Raw genomic sequence first — 20,933 nt, 5'->3', positions numbered from 1 at the left:
GTCAGTCCTTGCGGATTGGAATCATCAGGTCGGTCACGCACGTCTGCTGCAAACCGGCGACCAGCGGACTGCGATACAACTCGAGCGCGGGACGCCGGTCGCGCAGAAAGCCGCTTTGCGGCAGCCAGCCGCCGTACAGTGCGCGAAAGGTCGGCGAGATCAGCGCATACGGGCCGATCAGCCGATGCACCGCATACAGTCCGCCTTCGAGCCGCAAGGGTTCGACGGCGGCGTCCATCTCGACGGCCACGGCATGCGGCCCCGCGACAATCGCCGCGCGATAGCTGAAGCTGTCCTTTACCGCGGGATCGCGCACGCAGATGCCCACGCGCTGATCCATCGCCGCGTTTTCGTCGCAATGCAGCATCGTCATGAGCGAGCGAAAGGTCTGGCCGATGGTCGCAACCGGCCCGTCATGCCGAAGACTGAGCACGTCGAACGGCGCGATCTCCGTGAGTTCGACGGCAGGCAACGCCGGAGGCGGGGCGTTGTTCCGTGACGCGGCGAGCGGTGCGTCCGCCGACCTGCCCGTGTATGGCGCCGCCAGACGTTTCTGGCGCGCCTTGAACTCGCTCGGTGAAACACCGGTGAAGCCGCGAAACGCCCGCGCGAAGGCCTGCGGGCTGTTGTAGCCGGCATCGTGCGCGACCGTGGTGACCGACGCGGCGGCATCGGTCAACCGTTGCGCCGCTTGCGCAAGCCGCAGGCGTTGCACGGTCTCCACGACGCTCTCGCCCGTCAGCGCGCGGTAGACGCGATGAAAATGAAACGGCGACAGATGCGCCACCGCGGCGAGGCTCTCCAGCGTGTGGTGCGCGCCGGGTTCGAGCAGAATCGCCTCGACCACGCGGGCGATCCGTCGGCGGTAGTCACGTTCGGTGCTGGGCTTCATCATGGCGCTAGGATAGCGGCGTCGCTGCCGCAAGACGGTGCAGAGCTTGCGAAATTTTAGGCGGCGCGTGATCGAGCGCCCCGAAGTGCACGCCGACATTACCAACACCGTGTTCTACCCGAGCGCGGATGCCGCCGCGCGCAAATTCGTGCGGCCGGAAATTCTCAACGACCCGACCGTGTATCCGCCTGAGCCCGTGCTGAAAACGTTGTTTCTGCTCAAGCCCTTGCCCGCGCAGATCAAGCGTCTGGAAGGCCGCTTGTGGGCGCAGCTGAAATCGGGTTCGTGATGTACCGCTGAAGTGACCGGGCGGCCGTCAGGCCGCCTGGCCTTCCGCCGTGAGCAACTCGATGCCGTCGAGTTGCGCCGCGCAGGTATCGCGCACGATCGTGACGAAATCATCGAAATAAGGCCGGCTCGCGAAGCCTTTCGCGGCCACCGCGTACAGCTCGCTCCACAGTCCCTGTGTGCCGACGCGTTTGGCCAGCACGTAATCGTGGTCGACGTAATTTTTCACGCCCCAGTTCGGCAGCGCCGCGATCCCGCGGCGGCTCGCCACCAGTTGCATGATGGCGATGGTCAGCTCCGCCGTGCGCCGTTCGAGTTTGATACCGGCCGGCTCCAGCACCTGGCGAATCAGATCGATGCGCGCCTCGGGCACCGGATAGGTAATCAACGTCTCGTCGCGCAGATCGTCCGACACCACCCGGCGCTTGTTGCGCAGCCGATGCTCGTTGGCCATCACCACCAGAATCTCGAAGCGGAATAGCGGCGCGATATGCAGGCTGCGCCGCGTGGCCGGTTTCGAGCCGATCACCACATCGGCCTTGCCGTCGCTCAGCAAGCGCAACGGGTCAGCGTGGAAGCCGGCGACCAGATCCACTTCGACTTCCGGCCAGCGCCGGCGGAACTCGTCCATCACCGGCATCAGCCAGTCGAAGCAGGTATGGCATTCCAGCACGATGCGCAACTCGCCGCGCGTGTCGCCCTTCAGACGCACGAGATCGCGCTCCGCCGCACTCACCGCCGCGATCGTCTCGCGGCCGAGCGCTAGCAGCCGCTCGCCGGCAGCGGTAAAGCGCAAGCCCTGTTTGGTGCGCTCGAACAGCGACACCTCGTAGTGCGCCTCGATATCGCGAATCTGATGTGACAGCGCCGACTGGCTCAGATGCACGCGCTCAGCGGCCGCCACCAGCTTGCCCGAATCGGCAATGGCAATCAGCGAACGCAAGTGGCGAAGCTCAAGCATGGGACGGCTCCGCGTTAAACGAATCAGGTTGGATATGAATCTGGCTCATACATTGGTGAAAACATGTCGCTTGATGAATCATAGCGTGACTTTCACACTGGGCGCCAATTCACACAACGAACAACAGGACTTCACATGGCCCGCACGCATATTCCCGGCTTTCCTCGCATCGGCGCGCAGCGCGAACTGAAATTCGCGCAGGAATCGTTCTGGCGCGGCGAATCCGACGAACAGTATCTGCGTGGCGTCGCGCGCGAACTGCGCGCCCGTCATTGGCAATTGCAGCAGGATGCCAGGCTGGATTTCGTCACCGCCGGCGACTTCGCCTACTACGACCAGATGCTCAATCTGAGCGCGTTGCTCGGCGCATTGCCGCGGCGTTTCGGCTTCGATCCGAAGGCGCTGTCGCTCGCCCAGTACTACGAGCTCGCGCGCGGCAACGCCGCGCAACCGGCGATGGAAATGACCAAATGGTTCGACACGAACTACCACTACCTCGTCCCCGAACTGGGCCCGCAGACGAGTTTCGACGGCGGCGTCGAGTGGCTGTTCGAGGAGATCGATGAAGCGCTCGCGCTGAATTTGCCGGTCAAGCCGGTGCTGATCGGCCCGATCACTTACCTGTGGCTGTCGAAGAGCCATGTCGCCGGTTTCGACCGCTTGTCGTTGCTGCCGAAGCTCGTGATCCGCTACAGCCGTCTGCTGGACAAGCTCAAGCAGCGCGGCATCGAATGGGTGCAGTTGGACGAGCCGGCCTTGTGCGTCGATCTGCCCGCTGAATGGCTCGACGCGTTTTCCGCCGCGTATGACGTGCTCGGCGCGTCGGGTGTGAAAGTGCTGCTGGCCACGTACTTCGAAAGCGCCGCGGAGCACGCGCCGCGTGTGGCCGCGCTGCCGGTCGCCGGCGTGCATCTCGACCTGGTGCGCGCCCCGCAGCAACTCGACGCGTGGCGCGCGGCCTTGCCCGCGCACGCGGTGTTGTCGGCCGGTGTGATCGATGGCCGCAATATCTGGCGCGCGGATCTCGGCGAGATCGTCGAATCGTTGCAGGCATTGCATGCGGAATTTGGCGAACGGCTGTGGGTTTCGTCGTCGTGCTCGTTGCTGCATGTGCCGGTCTCGCTCGACGCGGAAAAGAAACTCGACGCCGATCTGAAATCCTGGCTCGCCTTCGCCACCGAGAAGCTCGACGAAGTCGCCACGCTCGCCCTCGCCTTGCGCGATCCCGCGGCAGCCGAAGCCACACTCGCCGCCACTGACCGCGCGCTAGAAGCGCGCCGCCACTCCAGCGCGGTGGTCAACGCGCTCGTGCAAAAACGCGTGGCCGCGGTGAGCAGTGCGATGGCCGACCGGCAAAGCCCGTTTGCCGAACGCAATCGTCTGCAGCGCGAAGCGCTCGGTCTGCCGCTCCTGCCGACCACCACGATCGGCTCGTTCCCGCAAACGCCGGCGATCCGCCAGGCGCGTGCCGCTTACAAACGCGGCGAACTGCGCGCGCTCGACTATCTGCAGCGCATGCGCGCCGAGATCGAGATCGCCGTTCGCAAACAGGAAGAGTTAGGTCTCGATGTGCTGGTGCATGGCGAAGCCGAACGCAACGACATGGTCGAATATTTCGGCGAACAGTTGTGGGGCTATGCGTTCACGGAAAACGGCTGGGTGCAGAGCTACGGCTCGCGCTGCGTGAAACCGCCGATCATCTACGGCGATGTCTACCGTCCCGAACCGATGACGGTCGAGACCACGCGTTACGCGCAGTCGCTCACGCAGCGTCTGATGAAAGGCATGCTGACCGGCCCGGTGACGATGCTGCAATGGTCGTTCGTGCGTGACGACCAGCCGCGCTCGAGCACCGCACTGCAACTCGCGCTCGCGATCCGCGACGAAGTCGTGGATCTGGAAAAGGCCGGCATTCGCATCATCCAGATCGACGAACCGGCTTTCCGCGAAGGCTTGCCGTTGCGTCGAGCCGATTGGGCCGCCTATCTGGAATGGGCCACGCGTGTGTTCCGCATTTCCGCAGCGGGCGTCGCCGATCAAACGCAGATTCATACGCATATGTGCTATTCGGAGTTCAACGACATACTGCCGTCGATCGCCGCCATGGATGCCGACGTCATCACCATCGAAACCTCGCGCTCGGCGATGGAACTGCTCGACGGCTTCGGCGCCTTCGCGTATCCGAACGAAATCGGCCCGGGTGTCTACGATATCCACTCGCCGCGCGTGCCGGACGCGCAAGCCATGCAACGTCTGCTGGAACGCGCGTGCGAAGTGATTCCGGCCGAACGCCTGTGGGTCAATCCGGATTGCGGGCTGAAGACGCGCGGCTGGCCGGAAACGGAAGCGGCGCTGACGAATATGGTTCGGGCCGCCAAGGCATTGCGTGCGAAGCTGGCGGCGAGGCAGCCGGATGCATTGACGGCGTAAGAGGATCAGCCGTTGATCTGGCGTTGGTCGCCCATCCGTGCGTTGTTTCGTGTCGCGCGGATGGGTTTTTTCACGTAGACAGGTTCAGTCTTTCGCGTACAGCGTCGAGTCCGCGAAGCCTTCCGCGGCGAGCACCTGTCCGACCAGAATCAACGCGGTCCGCTCGATGGATGTCGACTGCACCCTGCTGACGATGTCGTCGAGCGTGCCGGTGATCTTCTCCTCGTCCGGCCAGCTCGCGCGATAGATCACAGCGATCGGACACGCGCCGCCGTAATGCGGCCGCAATTCGTCGACGATGCGCGCAAGGTGCCGCACGCCGAGGTGAATCGCCATCGTCGCGCGATGGCGGGCGAGGTCGGCCAGTTGTTCGCCTTCGGGCATGCTGGTTTTGCTCGCGAAGCGCGTGAGGATCAGCGTCTGCGAAACGTCGGGCAGCGTGAGTTCGCAACCGAGCGCCGCCGCGCTTGCCGCCGTGGCGGTGACGCCCGGCACGATCTCGTAAGGAATCTTCAGTTCGCGCAGTCTGCGAATCTGTTCACCGATCGCGCCGTACAACGACGGATCGCCGGAATGCACGCGCGCCACATCCTGGCCTTTGGCATACGCCGCCGCGAGCAACGCGATGATCTGATCGAGGTCGAGCTCGGCGGTGTTGACGACCTGCTGCGCCACGTGACCTTCGAGCACCGCGGCCGGCACGAGCGAACCCGCGTACAGGATCACCGGACAGCTGCGCACGAGGCGCTGCCCTTTCACCGTGATCAGTTCCGGGTCGCCAGGACCCGCACCGATAAAAAACACCGTCATTCACTACTCCATGATTCGTTGAGGCCGCATGGCATGCATGCACGATTCAGGCTGCGGCTTGCAGCGCGTCGAGCAGATCTGAAACGCTTTCGAATTCCCGCTCCGCCGCCGGCAACTCAGGTCGGCGCAGCATCACAACTGGCAAACCGCGTTCACGCGCGACTTCGAGTTTCGCCTCGGTTGCGTTGCCGCCACTGTTTTTACTGACGACCACGTCGAATGCTTGCAGCGCGAACAACGCGCGCTCGCCTTCGAGCGTGAACGGACCACGCGCCGCGAGTATCCGCGCACGCGGTGTGTCTGCGTGTGCTTCGAGACAACGCACGATCCAGAACTGATGCGGGGGAATCTCGTCGAGATGCGCGAGCGGCTCGCGGCCGAGCGTGAAGAGCGGCTTTCTGAACGGCGCGAGCGCATCCGTGAGCTCGTTCCAGTTGCCGACCATGCGCCAGTCGTCGCCGGCTTGCGGCTGCCAGGCCGGGCGGCGGAGCGCCCAATACGGCACGCGCATGGCGCGGCTCGCCTGCGCCGCATTCGCGCTGATCTGCGCGGCATAGGGATGTGTCGCGTCGATCACGAGACCAATGCCTTCGCTTTCGATGTAGCGTGCCATGCCTTCGCTGCCGCCGAAGCCGCCCACGCGCACCGTGCACGCCAGATCGTCCGGCACCTTGCCGAGGCCGGCGAGACTATACACGTGATCAGCGCCGAGTTGCCGCGCGATCCGCAGCGCGTCGCCGGTGCCGCCGAGCAGCAGAATCCGCTTCATTGCGCGGCTCCGATCAGCAAGCCCTGGCGGTCGATCGCGAACATTTCGACGTTGACCTGCGGCGGCACGATCTCGCGCGCCACCGCCAGCGCATGCCGGCAGACGATATCGCCGAGCGGCACCTGCTGCGCGCGCGCCAGCGCAACCGCCTGCTGACTTGTGTTGGCCGCGCGGATCGCAGCCTGAAGCGCGTCGTCGGCACCCTGTTCGGCGGCCCATTGCGCGAGCCGTTCGAGGTCGATGCTCGAATTGCGGCTATGCAGGTCGAGATGCCCCGCCGCCAGCTTGCTGAGCTTGCCGAAGCCGCCGCACACGCTCAGGCGCTCGACGGGCGCACGCTTCATATGCTTGAGCACCGCGCCGACGAAGTCGCCCATTTCGATCAATGCGATATCCGGCAGGCCGTAATGCGCGCGCATTGCGTCCTCGCTCGCGTTGCCGGTGCAGGCGGCGAGATGCGTGTAGCCGTTCGCGCGCGCGACGTCGATACCCTGATGGATCGACGCGATATACGCCGAGCAGGAGAAAGGCCGCACGATACCGGTCGTGCCGAGAATCGACAACCCGCCGAGAATGCCGAGGCGCGGGTTCATCGTTTTCAGCGCGAGCGCTTCGCCGCCTTCCACACCGATCGTCACTTCGAAGCCGCCACCATACGCATGCTCCGCCGCGAGTTCGGCGAGATGCTCGGTCATCATTCTGCGCGGCACCGGGTTGATGGCGGGTTCGCCGACCGGCAGCGTCAATCCCGCACGCGTCACCGTGCCGACGCCCGGCCCCGCGCGAAATATCACGCCCGGTTCGGCGACGAGGCGCACGCGAGCGAAGACGACCGCGCCGTGCGTGACGTCGGGATCGTCGCCGGCGTCCTTGACGGTGCCGGCTTCGGCGCCGCCGCTGCCGTTGTCGATCAGGCGGCAGAACACCAGCGGCATTGGCACATGCTGGCCCTTCGGCAACACGATCTCCGCGACCTCGCTGACGACACCCGCGAGCAACAGACGCGCCGCCGCCAGCGACGTCGCGGTGGCGCAACTGCCGGTCGTGTAGCCGCTACGCAGCGGCGCGGGGTGTTCGGGCGTTTCTTCGCGCATCAGGGTTTTTGCGGTGAGTCGGTGTTGGTGGTGCTTGTGCCTTTCGTCGCTTTCGCTTCGTTCGTGACACTCGTGGAGCTCACGGCGTTCGTGGCACTCTTGGCGTTCGCGTCGTTCTTGGCGTTCGTGCCGGTCTTAACGTTGGTAGCGTTCGTGAAACTCTCGGCAGTCGCGGCGTCAATCGCGTTAGCGGTTCCAGCGGCGTTCACGTCCCCGCCCCCGACCGGCTTCGTCACCTCCAACAGCGTAATCGGCAACGCCTGCCGCCACGTATCGAAACCGCCGAGCGGTTGCGCATCCGCCAACGCGATCCGCGTCAACGTCCCGCCATGCCGCTCGCGCCATGCCACCAACGCCGCCTCGCCTTGCAACGTGACCGCATTGGCGACCAGCCGGCCGCCTTCGCGCAGCCTGGCCCAGCAAGCCTCCAGCACGCCCGGCGCCGTCGCGCCGCCGCCGATGAACACGGCGTCCGGCACCGGCAACCCCTGCAGCGCTTCAGGCGCGCGGCCCGCTACGAGTTGCAGTCCCGGCACGCCCAACGCGTCGCGATTGTGTTCGATAAAGCGTTGCCGCTCCGCGTGTCCTTCAATAGCGATCGCGCGGCAGGTGGCATGCGCGCGCATCCATTCGATGCCGATCGAGCCGCTGCCCGCGCCCACGTCCCACAGCAATTCGCCCGGCGTCGGCGCGAGGCGCGCGAGCGTGATCGCGCGCACGTCCCGCTTGGTCAACTGGCCGTCGTGGCGAAAGGCGTCGTCGGGCAAACCGCAGGTCAGCGGCAGACGCGGCGCGCCTTCAGTGGCACGGCAGTCGAGCGCGATCAGGTTCAGCGCGGCCACCTCGGCCGCGGACCACTGATCCGCGCGGCCGTCGATGCGCCGTTCCAACTCGCCGCCCAGGTGTTCCAGCACGCTCATGCGGGTCGCCCCGAAACCGCGTGCATTCAGTAGTTCCGCGAGCGCCGCGGGCGTGCGGCCGTCCGCGCTCAGCACGAACAGGCGCGCGCCGTCGTGCAGATGCGCGTTCAGCGTGGGCAACGGCCGGCCCACTAGCGACACCGTCGCGACGTCCTGCAACGGCCAGCCGAGGCGCGCGGCCGCGAGCGACAACGACGAGGGCGCGGGCAGCACCCGCAACTCCCCCGCCGGCAATTGCCGCGCGAGCGTCGCGCCGACGCCGAACAGCATCGGGTCGCCGCTCGCCAGCACGCACACGGCGCCACCGCGCTCGGCGAGCAGCGGCGCGAGATCGAACGGACGCGGCCACGCGGCACGGCGCGCGGCGAGGCGCGCGGGCAGCATCGCCAGATGGCGTTCGCCGCCGTACACCACTGATGCTTCCAGCAAAGCACGCCGCGCGGGCCTTCCCAAACCGGCGAAGCCGTCGTCACCTATGCCCACCACCGTCAGCCACGCCGGCATGCATCCGTCCTCATTCTGTGTCTTCAAATAATGCGCTGTGCCACGCCGATCAAAGCGTCCAGCCTCGTTGTGCTGTTCGAAAAAAGGCATAATACAGCCGCCGGTGCCCTTCGGGGCCGAAGAGGGAACACAGTGCCGCTGTGGCTGCCCCCGCAACTGTATGCAGCGAGTCCGCCTGCGCTCCGCGCCACTGGTTCGACCGGGAAGGCCGCGGCGGACCACGACCTGCCAGCCAGGAGACCTGCCGGCGAGACTGTTCGTGCCAGCCAACATCGGGCGGGGTGTACCGATGCCGCAGCAATGCCCGCCTCGCGGCTTGCTCGGGCCGTCGCGCGACGCTAAACCCGGTGTCCGTCTTGAATCAAGCTTCGCCTTCCACCGTTTTGTCCGACGCGGCTCTCACGCTGCGGCCCTCGGCGTGTCCGGGGCTGCTGCGCATCGTCGCCGCGCGCGACGGCGGGATTTGCCGGATCAAGTTGCCCGGCGGTGAGTTGAGCGCGGCGCAGGCTCGGGCGATCGCGCAGGCCAGCGCGCGGTACGCGGCCGGGGTGATCGGGCTGACCAATCGGGCGAATGTGCAGGTGCGTGGGGTGAAGCACGGTGACGAGGCGGCGTTGATTGCGGCTTTGGTCGATGCGGGTCTCGGGCCGATGCCGGCGACCGGCGCGGGGAACGCTGCGGATAGGACGGTGGCGGATAACGCTGTGGAGACGGGGATAGCGGACGCCGTGGATGCGGAAGGCGAGAACGCGACGGATGCAACCATCGCGAACGCAGTGAATACGGAAGCTGAGAGCGAGAGCGCTGCGGACGCACTCGCCGCAACCGCAACCGCAGCCGCAGCCGCAGCCGACGACGTGCGCAACGTAATGATCAGCCCCGCTGCCGGACGCGATCCGTACGCACTGTTCGACACGCGCCCGCTGTGCGCCGAGTTGCTCACGATGCTACAAAGCGAAGCGCGTTTCGCGGCGCTATCGCCGAAATTCGCGCTGCTGCTGGACGGCGGCGAGCGGCTCGCGAGAGTGGATCATCCGCATGACGTGTGGCTGGCGGCATCGCAAGAGGCGGATGGCGTGCGGTTCGTGTTCGGGTTGGCGGGTTGTCCGCCTGTTAGCGAGTCTGCTGGCCCTTTAGCACACAACGAGCGCATCGCACCGGACAAGCCCCACGCAGACGGCACAGGCGCATTAGCCGCGATACTTCCATCGCAAGTCACCGCACTAGTCCGCGCGCTGCTCCTCACATTCCTCGACCTCGCTGCCGCCGACGCCACGCGCATGCGCCATCTGCTAGCCGCGCATTCCGTCGATGCGTTACTGCATCACGCTCAGCGATATCTCGACTTCCCGCTGACGCAAAACGCGAAGCTGGCCAAGTGGCATCGCGTTGCACCAGCCGACGCCAGACTCCGCCTCGGCGCCCACGCTCAACGCGTGCCCGAAACCTGGCACGTCGGCGGCCAGCCGTCGCTCGGACGCCTCGACGCCGATACCCTTAACGGCCTCGCGACACTTTCGCAACAACACGGCAACGGCACGCTTCGCCTAACACCCTGGCAAAGCGTGCTGCTACCCGACATCGCCACGCATACCGTTCCGGCTGTGCTGTCCGCCCTAAACACGCTCGGTCTCGCCTGCGATCCCGCGCAAGCCATCACGCGCCTGATCGCGTGCGCGGGATCAACCGGCTGCGCGAAGGGCCTCGCCGACACCAAATCCGACGCGCTGCGCCTCGCGGCCCGCCTGCCTGCGGACGTCGACGTGCATCTGAGCGGCTGCTCGCGCTCGTGCGCCGCCGCGCATTGCGCACCGTACACGCTGCTCGGAGCCGCGCCCGGCCTCTATGACCTTTATCGACGCGACGGCCAGCCCGGTTTCGGCCAGTGCGTCGCGCGCCAACTGACAATCGGCCAGGCCGCCGACATGCTCGAACGCCTCGCCCGGAGTGACACCGATGCTTGATTACATTCGCGACGGTCAGGAGATCTATCGCCAATCCTTCGCGACGATTCGCGCGGAGGCCGACTTGTCGCGCATTCCCGCCGACCTCGAGAAACTCGCGGTGCGCGTGATCCACGCGTGCGGCATGGTCGACGTGATCGACGATCTGCAATCGTCCGCAGGCGCGGGCGCAGCGGGCCGCGCGGCGCTCGCGCAAGGCGCGCCGATCCTGTGCGATGCCGGCATGGTCGCGCAAGGCATCACGCGTGCGCGGCTGCCGGCGCACAACGAAGTCATCTGTACGCTCGCGCATCCGGACGTGCCGTCGCTCGCACGCGAACTCGGCAATACACGCTCGGCGGCGGCGCTCGAATTGTGGCGGCCACATCTGGGGGGCAGCGTCGTGGTGATCGGCAATGCGCCGACCGCCCTCTTTCATCTGCTCGATATGCTCGACGCCGGTGCGCCCAAACCCGCGCTGATTCTCGGCTTTCCAGTGGGTTTTGTCGGCGCGGCCGAATCCAAAGCCATGCTCGCGGACGACAGCCGCGGCGTGCCCTACGTGGTGGTGCATGGCCGGCGCGGCGGCAGCGCGATGGCGGCAGCCGCGGTGAACGCGCTGGCCACGGAGGTCGAATAAATGACGGCGCAAGGACGTTTGTTCGGACTCGGCGTCGGCCCCGGCGACCCGGAACTCATCACACTGAAAGCGCTGCGTTTGCTGAAGGCGTCGCCGGTGGTCGCGTACTTCGTCGCCAAGGGCAAGAAAGGCAACGCGTTCAGCATCATCGAGGCGCACTTGCACGACGCGCAGCAGCATCTGCCGCTGGTGTATCCCGTCACGACGGAGGCGCTCGAACCGCCGCTTTCGTATGAAGCGATCATCGCCGACTTCTACGACACCGCCGCGGAGGTCGTCGCCGCTCACCTCGATGCGGGCCGCGACGTCGCGGTGATCTGCGAGGGCGATCCGTTCTTCTACGGCTCGTACATGTATCTGCACGACCGCCTTGCGGCGCGCTACGAAAGCGAAGTGGTGCCCGGCGTCTGCTCGATGCTCGGCGGCGCCGCCGTGCTCGGCGCGCCGCTGGTGTATCGCAACCAGAGCCTGTCGGTGCTCTCGGGCGTGTTGCCGGAAGACGAACTGCGCCGGCGTCTCGCCGATGCCGACGCCGCCGTCGTGATGAAACTCGGCCGCAACTTCGACAAGGTGCGGCGCGTGCTCGGCGAACTCGGTCTCGCGGACCGCGCGCTCTACGTCGAACGCGCAACGATGGGCAATCAACGCATCGTGCCGCTCGCCGAAGTGGATCCGATGGCGTCGCCGTATTTCTCGTTGCTCGTGGTGCCGGGGGAAAAATGGCAAGGATAAGCGCGCCCGCGATCGTGATTCTCGGCACGGGCGCGTTGGCGACGGCGCGGCGCATTCAGGCGTTGTATGCCGGCAGCCAGGTGCATGCGTTGCAAGGACGCGTCGAAGCGGACGTGTCGTATAACGAACTCGGCGCGCATCTGCGGGAACTGTATGCGCGCGGCACGCCGATCGTCGCGTTGTGCGCGACAGGGATCGTGATTCGTTGCCTCGCGCCATCGTTGTCGAACAAGGGCGTCGAGCCGCCGGTGCTGGCCGCTGCCGAAGACGGCAGCGCGGTCGTGCCGCTGCTCGGCGGTCTCGCCGGCGTCAACCTGATGGCGCGCGAAATTGCCGCGATGCTGGCCGTGCCGGCCGCCATCACGACGAGCGGCGAATTGCGTTTCGGCACCTGCGTGCTCAATCCGCCCGACGGCTATACGCTCGCCGACATCGGCCAAGGCAAGCGCTTCGTGTCGGACCTTCTGGCCGGCGAAAGCACGCGCATCGAAGGCGAAGCGCCGTGGCTCGACGACACGCAACTACCCCGCTCCGCCTCGGCGCGTCTTGCGATTCGCGTGACGCCGCGAGCATGGGACGGACGCGAGGATGAACTGGTGATTCATCCTCGCAGCGTGGTCGCGGCGGTGACGGGCGTGGATGGCGACATCGTGGCGCGCGTGCGCGAGGCACTGGACTCGCATGGTCTCGCGCCGCTGTCGCTCGCGGCCTTGCTGGCATCCTCTGATCGCATGGCGGACCCGGCACTTGCCGAAGCCGCGGCGAACCTGGACGTGCCCTTGTGTTTCGCGCTGGCACGCCCCGAAGATGGCGAGCCGCCTGCCAACCTGCTGCACGCCGCGCTGCGCATTCCCTATGAGACGTTGCACAACGATGCAGTTGCAGGCGTCGCGCTGGCGTTGGCGCCGCTCGCCATCGATGCGGACACGATCGGCCGCAAGCGTGGCCGCCTGACCGTGATCGGTCTCGGGCCCGGCAGCGCCGATCTGATGGTGCCGGCCGCTCGCACGGCGCTCAACGTTGCCACCGATATTCTCGGCTACGACACCTACGTAAAGATGGCCGGCCCGTTGCGCGCCGACCAGCGCGTTCACGGCACGGACAATCGCGAGGAAATGCAACGCGCGCGGCATGCGTTCGAACTGGCGAGCGAGGGACGCGCGGTGGTCATGGTGTCCTCGGGCGATCCGGGGGTGTTCGCGATGGCGGCGGCGGCACTCGAAGCGCTGGAGTCGTCGGATAACGCGGATTGGGCGGCGGTCGAACTAAAGATCGTGCCTGGTGTATCGGCGGCGATGGCAACGGCGGCGCAAGCAGGTGCGCCGTTGGGTCACGACTTCTGCATGCTGTCGCTGTCCGACAATCTGAAGCCTTGGACGATTATCGAAAAGCGTCTGAGGCATGCCGCCGAAGCGGATCTGGTGATGGCGTTCTATAACCCGATTTCGCGCGCACGGCCATGGCAACTGGATAAAGCGCTGGACATCGTACGGGAGTATCGTGCGGCGCAAACTCAGGTTGTGCTGGGCCGAGACATCGGTCGACCCGGCAGCACGCTGAGGACGATCACGCTAGGCGAACTGCGCTCGTCCGATGTGGATATGCGGACGATGGTGATCGTGGGGTCGTCGACGACGCGGCGGTTTGGCAACGCGGCCGAAGGTCGTGAGTGGGTTTATACGCCTCGGTGGTATGAGTGAGTGGGCAGGCGGTGGTTATGGTGTTTTTCTGTGTATGAACCGGCGCGTAGCGATACAGCACGAAATAAGAAGCACGCCGACGCATAGCGTTGCTATCGCCCAATAAAGGTTGACGGCGAAGTACGTCAAATCGTCGTCGATATCGGAACCATCGCTTTGCCCCTTGAATGATTGATACGATTTTATAAACGCTTTGACAGGAACGGGGATGTCGACAGTGTATTTAGTGAACAGGAGCGAAACGTACCAGCCAAGATCGCAACTGACCACGAATGCGAGTAAAGACATGACAAGCATGACAAAAAAAGGCAGTCTGGGAATTGCTTGACCGTTTTTTCTTGCCATGAAATAGCGAGACAACCACCGTTTGACTCCGGCCAGTCCCAACGCAAACAGCAATGTAGCAATCAGCCAGTAGAGCAGCAACGCGAGCACTTCCATATCGATAGGATTTGCGAGATAGTCGGCGCGAGTGTAGTGCAACCAGAAACTGATAAACGCTTCCACACTGTCCGGCGTCTCGATAAGAACGAAGTCAACAAGATATGTTGACCGCCACCCTTCCACTGCCGATATCAATATCAAAGCGATGTAAGCCGAAAAATCGATTGCGAATCGCTTGTTCATATCACATCAACAGTTCCATAAGCTCGCAAAGCTGTCCCTGGCACAGGCACGGTCTGTCCTCGCAAACGTATGAATGTCTGAAGTCGATCGAATTCGTATTGACGCTCAACCGTGATGCATCCGTGACTCAGCCCGAGCCGCCCGACCGGATGCAACCGGAAGTTGCCGCGCTTGATGCCATTAACGTTGGTCGTGTCCCCAGTCGCTGGATTCCAGAGCATGAACCATTTTTGACGGTCGGTGGAACTGAAGCCGTGCGCATCCCACCAATCGTAAAGAAAACCTATGTACCCGCCTGACTGGCGGTCGACGAGATAATAGGTCCCTTTCGGAATCGGCCCAACGTTTTCCACGGCCGTGTCATCAGGGTTATCTCTGCCATGACCAGTTCCCGAGAAGGCGGCAACAGACGCGGTCCCCTCGCACGAAAAAACAGAGTCTGCTTTCCCATTAAGAACAAAAGTACATTTAACCGGCATCTCCTCTTCCCCCGCCCGGTCACTTCGTAATGTTGTTCTTGATATACAGTGTCGCGGTCACCGCACCGCCGCTTCCTCCTTGGGCGTTTTGCACGAAGTACTCATGCTTCATCGTAGAAAAAGACAGATGAACATCTTCGTGGCACTCGTCGCCGCCGCCGATCGGCTCGACCTGAGTAATGACCACGTCGTACATCGTGATCATCAGGTATTCGAACGGCACTCCCCCGGCCTTGCGCACGGTCAGTTTCACCTGGTCAATATGCTTGCCGGTGAAGCAATATCTGGCCAGATTCGGACTCGCACGGTCCAGCTTGTGCGTGAACTCCAGATCTGAAACGGTGGCCTTGCCCGCGCCACCGCCGGAGCCCGACATCATGGTTGCATCCTGTGAAACCTTCCAGCGCCAACCGATTACGTCGATTTCGTTCAGATGCGAGGCGTCCTGCGATTCGCCGTCGCAGCCGTTAATCTTGATGAACGTGTCTTGAGCCATTGACCACCCCCGTGACATTTGCGACTGTTCAGACGGTCGTCACGCGGACAGGCATAAGCATTCGACACAAGCAGATTTGACTACTGTTGGCAAAAGGCGCAGACCGCAGCGAAGACTCGAATCAGTAGTGTCGGGGGAAATGACGACTGACGGAGATGCGATCTTTCTGCAAATGTGCGTGGATTTACGCAAATTCATCGGCCGCATGCCACGATTCATGCGGTCTGGCTAGTTCATCCCGACACCGTGCTCGCCTGGCCCGGCGCCTAAGCCGCCACCTTCAGATCCTCAATCGACCGCTGCCTCACGCCGAGATCGTCCCACAGCTCCGGGTGGCACGTGAACACCAGGATCTGATGCCGCGTGGCCGCGTCGATCAGCGCGCGCTTGATCGCATCGCGCCGCGCGGCATCGGTATGCACGGCGGCATCGTCGAGCATGAGCAAGGTCGGCCGGCCCGACGCCTTCAGCAGATCCGCATACGCGAGCCGAGTCAGAATGCCGAGTTGTTCGCGCGTACCGAAGCTCAGCGCATCGAGCGTGTCCGCGCGGCCGAAGCGGTCCAGCGTGGCGGGACTCAGATCGTCGCCGAGCGCGATCGTCGACTGCGGAAAAATCCGCTTCAGATAATGCCCCAGCCGTTCGGTCAACGGCGCGCGCAATTGCGCCACCGCGGCATCGCGTTCGTCGACCAGCACTTCGTCGAGCAGACTCAACGCGCTCGCGCGCAAGCCGAGTTCATCCTTGCGCCGCGTGGCCTGCTCGACCTTGGCCTCGACCGCCGCCAGACGCTCGCCGAGACCGGACGCGCCGACCGTCTCCAGTTGACTGCGCAATCCCGCGATCTTCACTTGCCGATCGTTCTGCTCGCCGCGCGCAAGTTCCGCCGACGCGCGATAGCGCTTCGCCTCAGCCGCCGGATCGTCGAGGCGCGCTGCTTCCAGTTCGCGCTCGCGCCCTTCGCGCTGCTTGCGCAATGCCTCGACCTGCACGCGTTGCTCGACGATTTTCGTCTGCCACTGCGCGCGATTGCGGCGGAACGCTTCGTCGTTCAACTGCGCTTCCTTGCGCTGCAACTGAGCCGCGAGTGATTCCTCATTCGCCATGCCGGTCGATTTTTTATCGGCCGCCTGGGTCAGCACTTTGCGCGCGGCCTCCAACGCGTCGCGCGCGATCTCGGCGTTGCGGCGCGCTTCGTCGAGCGGCGGCGCAGCCGACACGTCGGGCAGACCCGCGAGCCGCTCGTTGGCGGCCTGCATGCGCGCCGCGGCCGTTGCCGACGCCGCGCGCAACACCTCGATGCCTTGCGGCGCGTGCACGTCGAGAATCTTCGCCTGGCTTTTCTGCTGCGCGACCGCAGCCTTCCAACGCTCGTGCCTCGACTCGCCCTCGGCGAGCGAGGCGACGCCAAGCGCTTGCAACAATTGCGCATGCTGGGCTTCGAGCGACGCGAGTTCGGCCAAGCGCGCCGGCAGATCGGAGACGCCCGGAATCACCTGCAAGTCGCCTAACGTGCCGAGACTGATCCGCTTCTCCTCGTCCAGACGCAGCACGCCTGCGCCGCTCAGCGGCTCATCGTTGACCGTGATCGCGCCGTTCAACCGGTATTCGATGCGCGTCATCGCGGCTTCGGTGCGGGCGCGCAGCACGCTCAACTCGCTGCCGAGCGAGGCAAGCCGCTTCAGTTTCGCCTCGTCGATTTCGAGTGTGGCCGCCTCGCGCGCGGCTTCGAGCACGGCGTCGTTCGCTTTGCTGGCGGCGGCGATCGATGCTTCGAGCCGCTCGCTCTCAGCGCGATAGAGTCCGATCTGGCTACGCAGATCGGACGCGGTCACTGCCGCGTTGGCCAGTTCGAGCGCGCGGCTGGCATCGGCGAAAGCCTGCTCGAATTGCGTCACGCTGGAGACTGCCTGCCCGTGCTCAGCCTGGACCGCCGCCACGCTCGCCCGCAGTGCGTCGAGTTGCTGGCGCTCGCGCGCGACGGCCGCTTCCAGTTCGAGCGCGTTCTGCTCCTGTTGCAACGGCAGCGCCAGTTCGGCTTCGCTCGCCTTCAGCGACTGCTCAAGTCCTTGCAGGCTGCCCTCGAGTTGCACGACGGCATCGGCGCGTAACTGCGCCTGCAACGCCTTCTGCTCGTGAAGCTCCCACGGACGCTTGCGCTGGGTATCGTCGAAAGCTTGCTGCTGCGCGGCGAGACTCGCAATGCTCGCCTCGAACTGTTGACGCTGCTGTTCAAGATCCCCACGCTCTTCGATCAACCTGGCCAGCGCCTGCTCCGCCTCGGCCAGCGGCCCAGTCGACTTCTGCGTGCGCGCGGTGAGCAGTTGCCGAAGCTCACGCTGCACGGCGGCGATCAGCGCATCTTCGCCCGCCGATTCGCGGCTGCCCGAGAGTTGCGACAGCGCATCGCGCAGATACTGCGCCGCGTGACCGGTGGAATCGCGCATCTCCTGCGTGCTGCCTTGCTGCACCCACAACAAACCGGGAACGCCCGCGTTCTCGGCCTTCAACGGCCCACGCGCGGCGCGTGAAAAACCGAGTAAAGCCGCGAGCCTGTCTTCGGCTTCATCTTCGCCGAACGCGCTCTGGCCGATCTTCAGCTCGCAGCGCTGCCGCGTGACGAACTGCTTCGACAATCGGCACGCCGTGCCGTCCAGATCGAAACTCACTTCGACCGACGGCTGTCCGCTCGCCTTGCCCCACGGCAACAGGTCTTTCAGATGCGAGGCCTTGTAGCGCTCCAGAAACACGGCGCGTACGGCTTCGGCAATGGTGCTCTTGCCGGCCTCGTTCGGACCGACAAAGAGATTCAACCCAGGCTGCAGATCGTCGATGACGAGCTTGCCGGTGAACTGCTTGAATTCCTGAATCGCAATACTTTGCAGCTTCATGCGGACCTCGCTTCGCGCGGCAATTCACGTTGAAAACGCGCCAGAAGCAGCAATGCCTCGGCCGCGCGCTTGACCTCTTGCGGGTCGGACTGCGGGTCTTCCTGCAAGCCACGCAGACGCGCCACCACCTTAGCGAGGTAGCCGCTTTGCGCGCCGAGTTCGGCGAGGTCGTCGTCGGTGGGCAGCACTTGCAGGCCGCTCAGGTCGACGCGCAAGGCCCGCACGCGGGCTCGCGCTTCTTCCACCGCGACGTGAAGCGCTTCGGCGTCGGCCAGCGCGGCCGTGCCTTCGACCGTCACGCGCAGCACGTCGTGGCTGCCCAGCGTGGCGAGGCGCGCCTTCAGCGTATCCACATCGGTCGGCACGGCGATGGTTTCGTCCCAGCGATGCCATTGATATTGACCGACCCGCACCGGCTCGACCACCGGCGACGCGCCCGGCTCGCTCAGCGTGACGTCGAGCATGAAACCGGGATCGTTGGCGCGGAAGCGGTCCTGCTCGTGCGTGCCGGCATACCAGATGCGCTCATCGACACGCAGATGGCCGTGCCAGTCGCCGAGCGCCAGATAGTCCAGACGCGCACTCGCGGCACGCGACGGTGCGAGCGGATTCGACGAGTCGATGCCTTCCTGCAGAATCCCACTCACGCTGCCGTGCGCGAGCCCGATGCGGTGATAGCCGGGCGGCGTCTCCGTCGTATCGAAGAAACCGGTGGTGTCGTCATACGTGATGCGTTGCGTGAGCGGCGCGCATAGCAGCGCGCAGCGGCACTCGTCCAGCAGCACCACGCCGGGTTCGAGCACCAGGCGCACATTCGGCGCGACGCAGTTCAGGCGCTGCGCGCGGGTCCACACGCTCTCGACGAGCGCGGCGTCGTGATTACCCGGCAGCATGATCCACGGCCCGGTGAAGGCTTGCAGCGCGCCGAACAGACGGCGGATCACCGTGTCCGAGACCGTTTGCAGATCGAATACGTCGCCGGCCACGAGCACCGCGTCGACCTTGCGCGCGGCGGCTTCTCCGGCGATCCGGCGCACGGTCTCGAAACGCGCCTCGGCAAGATGCGCCGCTTCGTCCGGCTCGAACTGGCCGAATTGCGTGCCGATCTGCCAGTCCGCGGTGTGCAGAAACCTGATCACTGTGCCTCCCTTCCATTCAATTGCAATCTGCCTCGCCGGGCAAGGCGGTGCAGTCTAACCGCAGATGTTACCGTGCCCACGCGGCAAAGCTAGCCCTTGACGGCCAGCGCGGCGTGGCCCATGCGCTGACGAGCGGCGCTACACTCGCGTTTCCGGACGCGCGAGCCAAGCGCTCCACATTATTTCAATCGACCTCGACCCGCTGCCCTACCGCCGATGAACAAAGCAATCGAACTGAAGAAGGCCAAGCGCACGCCGTTACTGCTGTTGCTCGCCGCCGCCTGCGTTTTCGTGGTGACCGCGTTCATGCCGCGCGGCATCTGGGTGGACGGCATCAAGGCGATCGCCGAGGCCGCGATGGTGGGCGCACTCGCCGACTGGTTCGCGGTGGTCGCCCTGTTTCGCCGCGTGCCGATCCCGATCGTCTCCGCGCACACCGCGATCATTCCGAGGAACAAGCACAAGATCGCCGACAACCTCGCGGTGTTCGTGCAGGACAAGTTTCTGGATGTGCCTTCGCTAGTCGGCCTGATCCAGAAGCACGATCCGGCGCGCAGCATCACCGGCTGGCTGACGCAGCCGGCCAACACCGCGCGTTTGGGCGACTACGTCGTCAAGCTCACCAGCGGCATTCTGGAATTGACCGACGACGTGCGTATCCAGGTCTTCATCAAGGACGCGCTGCGCGACGTGCTGGCCAAGGTGGATCTGTCGCAATCGATGGGCGCGATTCTCGACACGCTCACCAAAGACGGCCGTCATCAGGAACTGCTCGACGCCGGCATCGAACAGGTGGTGGCGCTGCTGCGCGAACCGCATGCGCGCGAGTTCATCGCCGAACGGATCGTCGACTGGGTGAAAAGCGAGTACCCAACGATCGAAAAGATTCTGCCTTCGGCATGGCTCGGCGAGAAAGGCGCCGAAGCCATCGCCAAGGCAGTGAACCGCATGCTCGAACAGATCAGCGAGAACCCCACCCATCAGTTGCGCCAGAAGTTCGACGACGCCGCGCACAAGCTGATCGTCAAGCTCAAAACCGATCCCGCGTTCCTGCAAAAAGGCGAGGAGCTGAAGCGCTATCTGGTGGAAGGCGACGCGCTCAGTTCGTATGTGAAAGACATGTGGGGCGAATTGCGCGCGTGGCTCAAGCGCGATCTGCAAAGCAGCGACTCGGCGCTGCATGCACGCGTGGTGGCGATGGGCCAATGGGTCGGCCGCGAACTCGTGCACGATCCGGCGTTGCGCCAGTCGCTCAATGACCACCTTGAGGAAGCCGCACGCGCGATGGCGCCGGACTTCGCGCAGTTCCTGACGCGCCATATCAGCGACACCGTCAAGAACTGGGACTCGCACGAGATGTCACGGCAGATCGAACTGAACATTGGTAAGGATCTGCAATACATCCGCATCAACGGGACGATTGTCGGCGGCTTTATCGGCCTGCTGCTGTATGCGAGCTCGCAATTGCTCGGCTTGCTGCGTCTGCACATGGGCTGAGCAATAGGCCGTCCTGCGTCAAAGCGCCTACAATCCGGGCATATGAATTGCTCATGCGTATGGCCCGGACTCCCTCAATGTGTCCGCGAGCGGCGAGCATAAGAACGACAGCGCGTCTCAA

The 20,933-nt window shown here is 64.7% G+C and carries 17 protein-coding genes, 1 pseudogene and 1 riboswitch; of the genes and pseudogenes, 7 read left to right on the top strand and 11 right to left on the bottom strand.

All coding sequences use genetic code 11. From position 1 onward, the window contains the following. Position 1 precedes the first annotated feature (1 nt). Positions 2-895: an AraC family transcriptional regulator gene (locus P0D80_RS35140; RefSeq protein ID WP_408290704.1), complete on the bottom strand. Its 894-nt coding sequence runs from the start codon at positions 893-895 to the stop codon at positions 2-4. A 67-nt stretch (positions 896-962) separates the two neighbouring features. On the opposite strand from P0D80_RS35140, the pseudogene P0D80_RS35135 reads away from it, so the two are divergent. Then, positions 963-1,181 (top strand): annotated as a pseudogene (locus tag P0D80_RS35135) (polyamine ABC transporter substrate-binding protein); the annotation flags it as partial. 27 nt (positions 1,182-1,208) lie between these two features. Here P0D80_RS35135 and P0D80_RS35130 read toward each other — a convergent pair. Then, complete coding sequence (locus P0D80_RS35130) at positions 1,209-2,141, bottom strand: LysR family transcriptional regulator (RefSeq protein WP_408290702.1); 933 nt, start codon at positions 2,139-2,141, stop codon at positions 1,209-1,211. Between the two features lie 135 nt (positions 2,142-2,276). Here P0D80_RS35130 and metE point away from each other — a divergent pair, with 135 nt between their 5' ends. Beyond that, positions 2,277-4,571 carry a 5-methyltetrahydropteroyltriglutamate--homocysteine S-methyltransferase gene (gene metE, locus P0D80_RS35125; RefSeq protein ID WP_408290700.1) on the top strand — a complete coding sequence of 765 codons (2,295 nt, stop codon included), beginning with the start codon at positions 2,277-2,279 and terminating at the stop codon, positions 4,569-4,571. Positions 4,572-4,655: 84 nt separating this feature from the next. Here the strand turns inward: metE and cobM are convergent, their stop codons facing one another. The 4 genes from cobM to cbiE are packed head-to-tail and all read right to left on the bottom strand — an operon-like array spanning position 4,656 to position 8,668. Continuing rightward, positions 4,656-5,381, bottom strand: coding sequence for a precorrin-4 C(11)-methyltransferase (gene cobM, locus P0D80_RS35120; protein WP_408290698.1), 726 nt, complete (start codon positions 5,379-5,381; stop codon positions 4,656-4,658). A gap of 46 nt (positions 5,382-5,427) precedes the next feature. Continuing rightward, positions 5,428-6,150: a cobalt-precorrin-6A reductase gene (locus tag P0D80_RS35115; RefSeq protein ID WP_408290696.1), complete on the bottom strand. Its 723-nt coding sequence runs from the start codon at positions 6,148-6,150 to the stop codon at positions 5,428-5,430. After that, positions 6,147-7,244 (bottom strand): cobalt-precorrin-5B (C(1))-methyltransferase, encoded by a 1,098-nt coding sequence (locus P0D80_RS35110; RefSeq protein WP_132377329.1) that lies wholly within the window; start codon positions 7,242-7,244, stop codon positions 6,147-6,149. The genes P0D80_RS35115 and P0D80_RS35110 overlap by 4 nt, the downstream gene beginning before the upstream one ends. Beyond that, entirely contained in the window at positions 7,244-8,668 is a 1,425-nt protein-coding gene (gene cbiE / locus P0D80_RS35105) for a precorrin-6y C5,15-methyltransferase (decarboxylating) subunit CbiE (RefSeq protein WP_408290694.1), read from the bottom strand. Before cbiE ends, P0D80_RS35110 begins: the two co-directional genes overlap by 1 nt. A gap of 84 nt (positions 8,669-8,752) precedes the next feature. Then, positions 8,753-8,931: riboswitch (cobalamin riboswitch) on the top strand. Between the two features lie 84 nt (positions 8,932-9,015). Between cbiE and cobG the strand changes: the two genes are divergently transcribed. The 4 genes from cobG to cobJ are packed head-to-tail and all read left to right on the top strand — an operon-like array spanning position 9,016 to position 13,683. Then, a complete protein-coding gene (gene cobG / locus P0D80_RS35100) occupies positions 9,016-10,632 on the top strand; it encodes a precorrin-3B synthase (protein WP_408290692.1) in 1,617 nt (538 codons plus the stop codon). Beyond that, entirely contained in the window at positions 10,625-11,251 is a 627-nt protein-coding gene (locus P0D80_RS35095) for a precorrin-8X methylmutase (RefSeq protein WP_408180968.1), read from the top strand. The genes cobG and P0D80_RS35095 overlap by 8 nt, the downstream gene beginning before the upstream one ends. After that, complete coding sequence (locus P0D80_RS35090; RefSeq protein ID WP_168790346.1) at positions 11,252-11,983, top strand: precorrin-2 C(20)-methyltransferase; 732 nt, start codon at positions 11,252-11,254, stop codon at positions 11,981-11,983. After that, positions 11,971-13,683, top strand: coding sequence for a precorrin-3B C(17)-methyltransferase (gene cobJ, locus P0D80_RS35085; protein ID WP_408290689.1), 1,713 nt, complete (start codon positions 11,971-11,973; stop codon positions 13,681-13,683). The genes P0D80_RS35090 and cobJ overlap by 13 nt, the downstream gene beginning before the upstream one ends. 15 nt (positions 13,684-13,698) lie before the next feature. Here the strand turns inward: cobJ and P0D80_RS35080 are convergent, their stop codons facing one another. From P0D80_RS35080 to P0D80_RS35060, 5 genes are all read right to left on the bottom strand, one after another. Next, positions 13,699-14,310, bottom strand: coding sequence for a hypothetical protein (locus P0D80_RS35080; protein WP_408180971.1), 612 nt, complete (start codon positions 14,308-14,310; stop codon positions 13,699-13,701). Beyond that, positions 14,307-14,789 carry a DUF2778 domain-containing protein gene (locus P0D80_RS35075; RefSeq protein WP_408290687.1) on the bottom strand — a complete coding sequence of 161 codons (483 nt, stop codon included), beginning with the start codon at positions 14,787-14,789 and terminating at the stop codon, positions 14,307-14,309. Before P0D80_RS35075 ends, P0D80_RS35080 begins: the two co-directional genes overlap by 4 nt. 19 nt (positions 14,790-14,808) lie before the next feature. Then, positions 14,809-15,285: an Hcp family type VI secretion system effector gene (locus tag P0D80_RS35070; RefSeq protein ID WP_408290685.1), complete on the bottom strand. Its 477-nt coding sequence runs from the start codon at positions 15,283-15,285 to the stop codon at positions 14,809-14,811. Between the two features lie 266 nt (positions 15,286-15,551). Continuing rightward, positions 15,552-18,176: an AAA family ATPase gene (locus tag P0D80_RS35065; RefSeq protein WP_408290683.1), complete on the bottom strand. Its 2,625-nt coding sequence runs from the start codon at positions 18,174-18,176 to the stop codon at positions 15,552-15,554. Next, positions 18,173-19,315 carry a metallophosphoesterase family protein gene (locus P0D80_RS35060; protein WP_408290681.1) on the bottom strand — a complete coding sequence of 381 codons (1,143 nt, stop codon included), beginning with the start codon at positions 19,313-19,315 and terminating at the stop codon, positions 18,173-18,175. Before P0D80_RS35060 ends, P0D80_RS35065 begins: the two co-directional genes overlap by 4 nt. A gap of 216 nt (positions 19,316-19,531) precedes the next feature. On the opposite strand from P0D80_RS35060, the gene P0D80_RS35055 reads away from it, so the two are divergent. Next, positions 19,532-20,812 carry a DUF445 domain-containing protein gene (locus tag P0D80_RS35055; RefSeq protein ID WP_408290679.1) on the top strand — a complete coding sequence of 427 codons (1,281 nt, stop codon included), beginning with the start codon at positions 19,532-19,534 and terminating at the stop codon, positions 20,810-20,812. The last annotated feature ends 121 nt before the right edge of the window (positions 20,813-20,933 follow it).

This window comes from Paraburkholderia sp. RL17-373-BIF-A, from assembly GCF_046030175.1.
In the GTDB taxonomy this organism is placed as follows: domain Bacteria; phylum Pseudomonadota; class Gammaproteobacteria; order Burkholderiales; family Burkholderiaceae; genus Paraburkholderia.
Note: the sequence above shows the minus strand (reverse complement) of the source record. Positions and strands in the feature narration are given on the sequence as shown.

Coding starts and splice junctions, on each gene's coding strand:
- P0D80_RS35140 (WP_408290704.1), bottom strand. CDS start 895: ATGATGAAGCCCAGCACCGAACGTGACTACCGCCGACGGATCGCCCGC.
- P0D80_RS35130 (WP_408290702.1), bottom strand. CDS start 2,141: ATGCTTGAGCTTCGCCACTTGCGTTCGCTGATTGCCATTGCCGATTCG.
- metE (WP_408290700.1), top strand. CDS start 2,277: ATGGCCCGCACGCATATTCCCGGCTTTCCTCGCATCGGCGCGCAGCGC.
- cobM (WP_408290698.1), bottom strand. CDS start 5,381: ATGACGGTGTTTTTTATCGGTGCGGGTCCTGGCGACCCGGAACTGATC.
- P0D80_RS35115 (WP_408290696.1), bottom strand. CDS start 6,150: ATGAAGCGGATTCTGCTGCTCGGCGGCACCGGCGACGCGCTGCGGATC.
- P0D80_RS35110 (WP_132377329.1), bottom strand. CDS start 7,244: ATGCGCGAAGAAACGCCCGAACACCCCGCGCCGCTGCGTAGCGGCTAC.
- cbiE (WP_408290694.1), bottom strand. CDS start 8,668: ATGCCGGCGTGGCTGACGGTGGTGGGCATAGGTGACGACGGCTTCGCC.
- P0D80_RS35095 (WP_408180968.1), top strand. CDS start 10,625: ATGCTTGATTACATTCGCGACGGTCAGGAGATCTATCGCCAATCCTTC.
- P0D80_RS35090 (WP_168790346.1), top strand. CDS start 11,252: ATGACGGCGCAAGGACGTTTGTTCGGACTCGGCGTCGGCCCCGGCGAC.
- cobJ (WP_408290689.1), top strand. CDS start 11,971: ATGGCAAGGATAAGCGCGCCCGCGATCGTGATTCTCGGCACGGGCGCG.
- P0D80_RS35080 (WP_408180971.1), bottom strand. CDS start 14,310: ATGAACAAGCGATTCGCAATCGATTTTTCGGCTTACATCGCTTTGATA.
- P0D80_RS35075 (WP_408290687.1), bottom strand. CDS start 14,789: ATGCCGGTTAAATGTACTTTTGTTCTTAATGGGAAAGCAGACTCTGTT.
- P0D80_RS35070 (WP_408290685.1), bottom strand. CDS start 15,285: ATGGCTCAAGACACGTTCATCAAGATTAACGGCTGCGACGGCGAATCG.
- P0D80_RS35065 (WP_408290683.1), bottom strand. CDS start 18,176: ATGAAGCTGCAAAGTATTGCGATTCAGGAATTCAAGCAGTTCACCGGC.
- P0D80_RS35055 (WP_408290679.1), top strand. CDS start 19,532: ATGAACAAAGCAATCGAACTGAAGAAGGCCAAGCGCACGCCGTTACTG.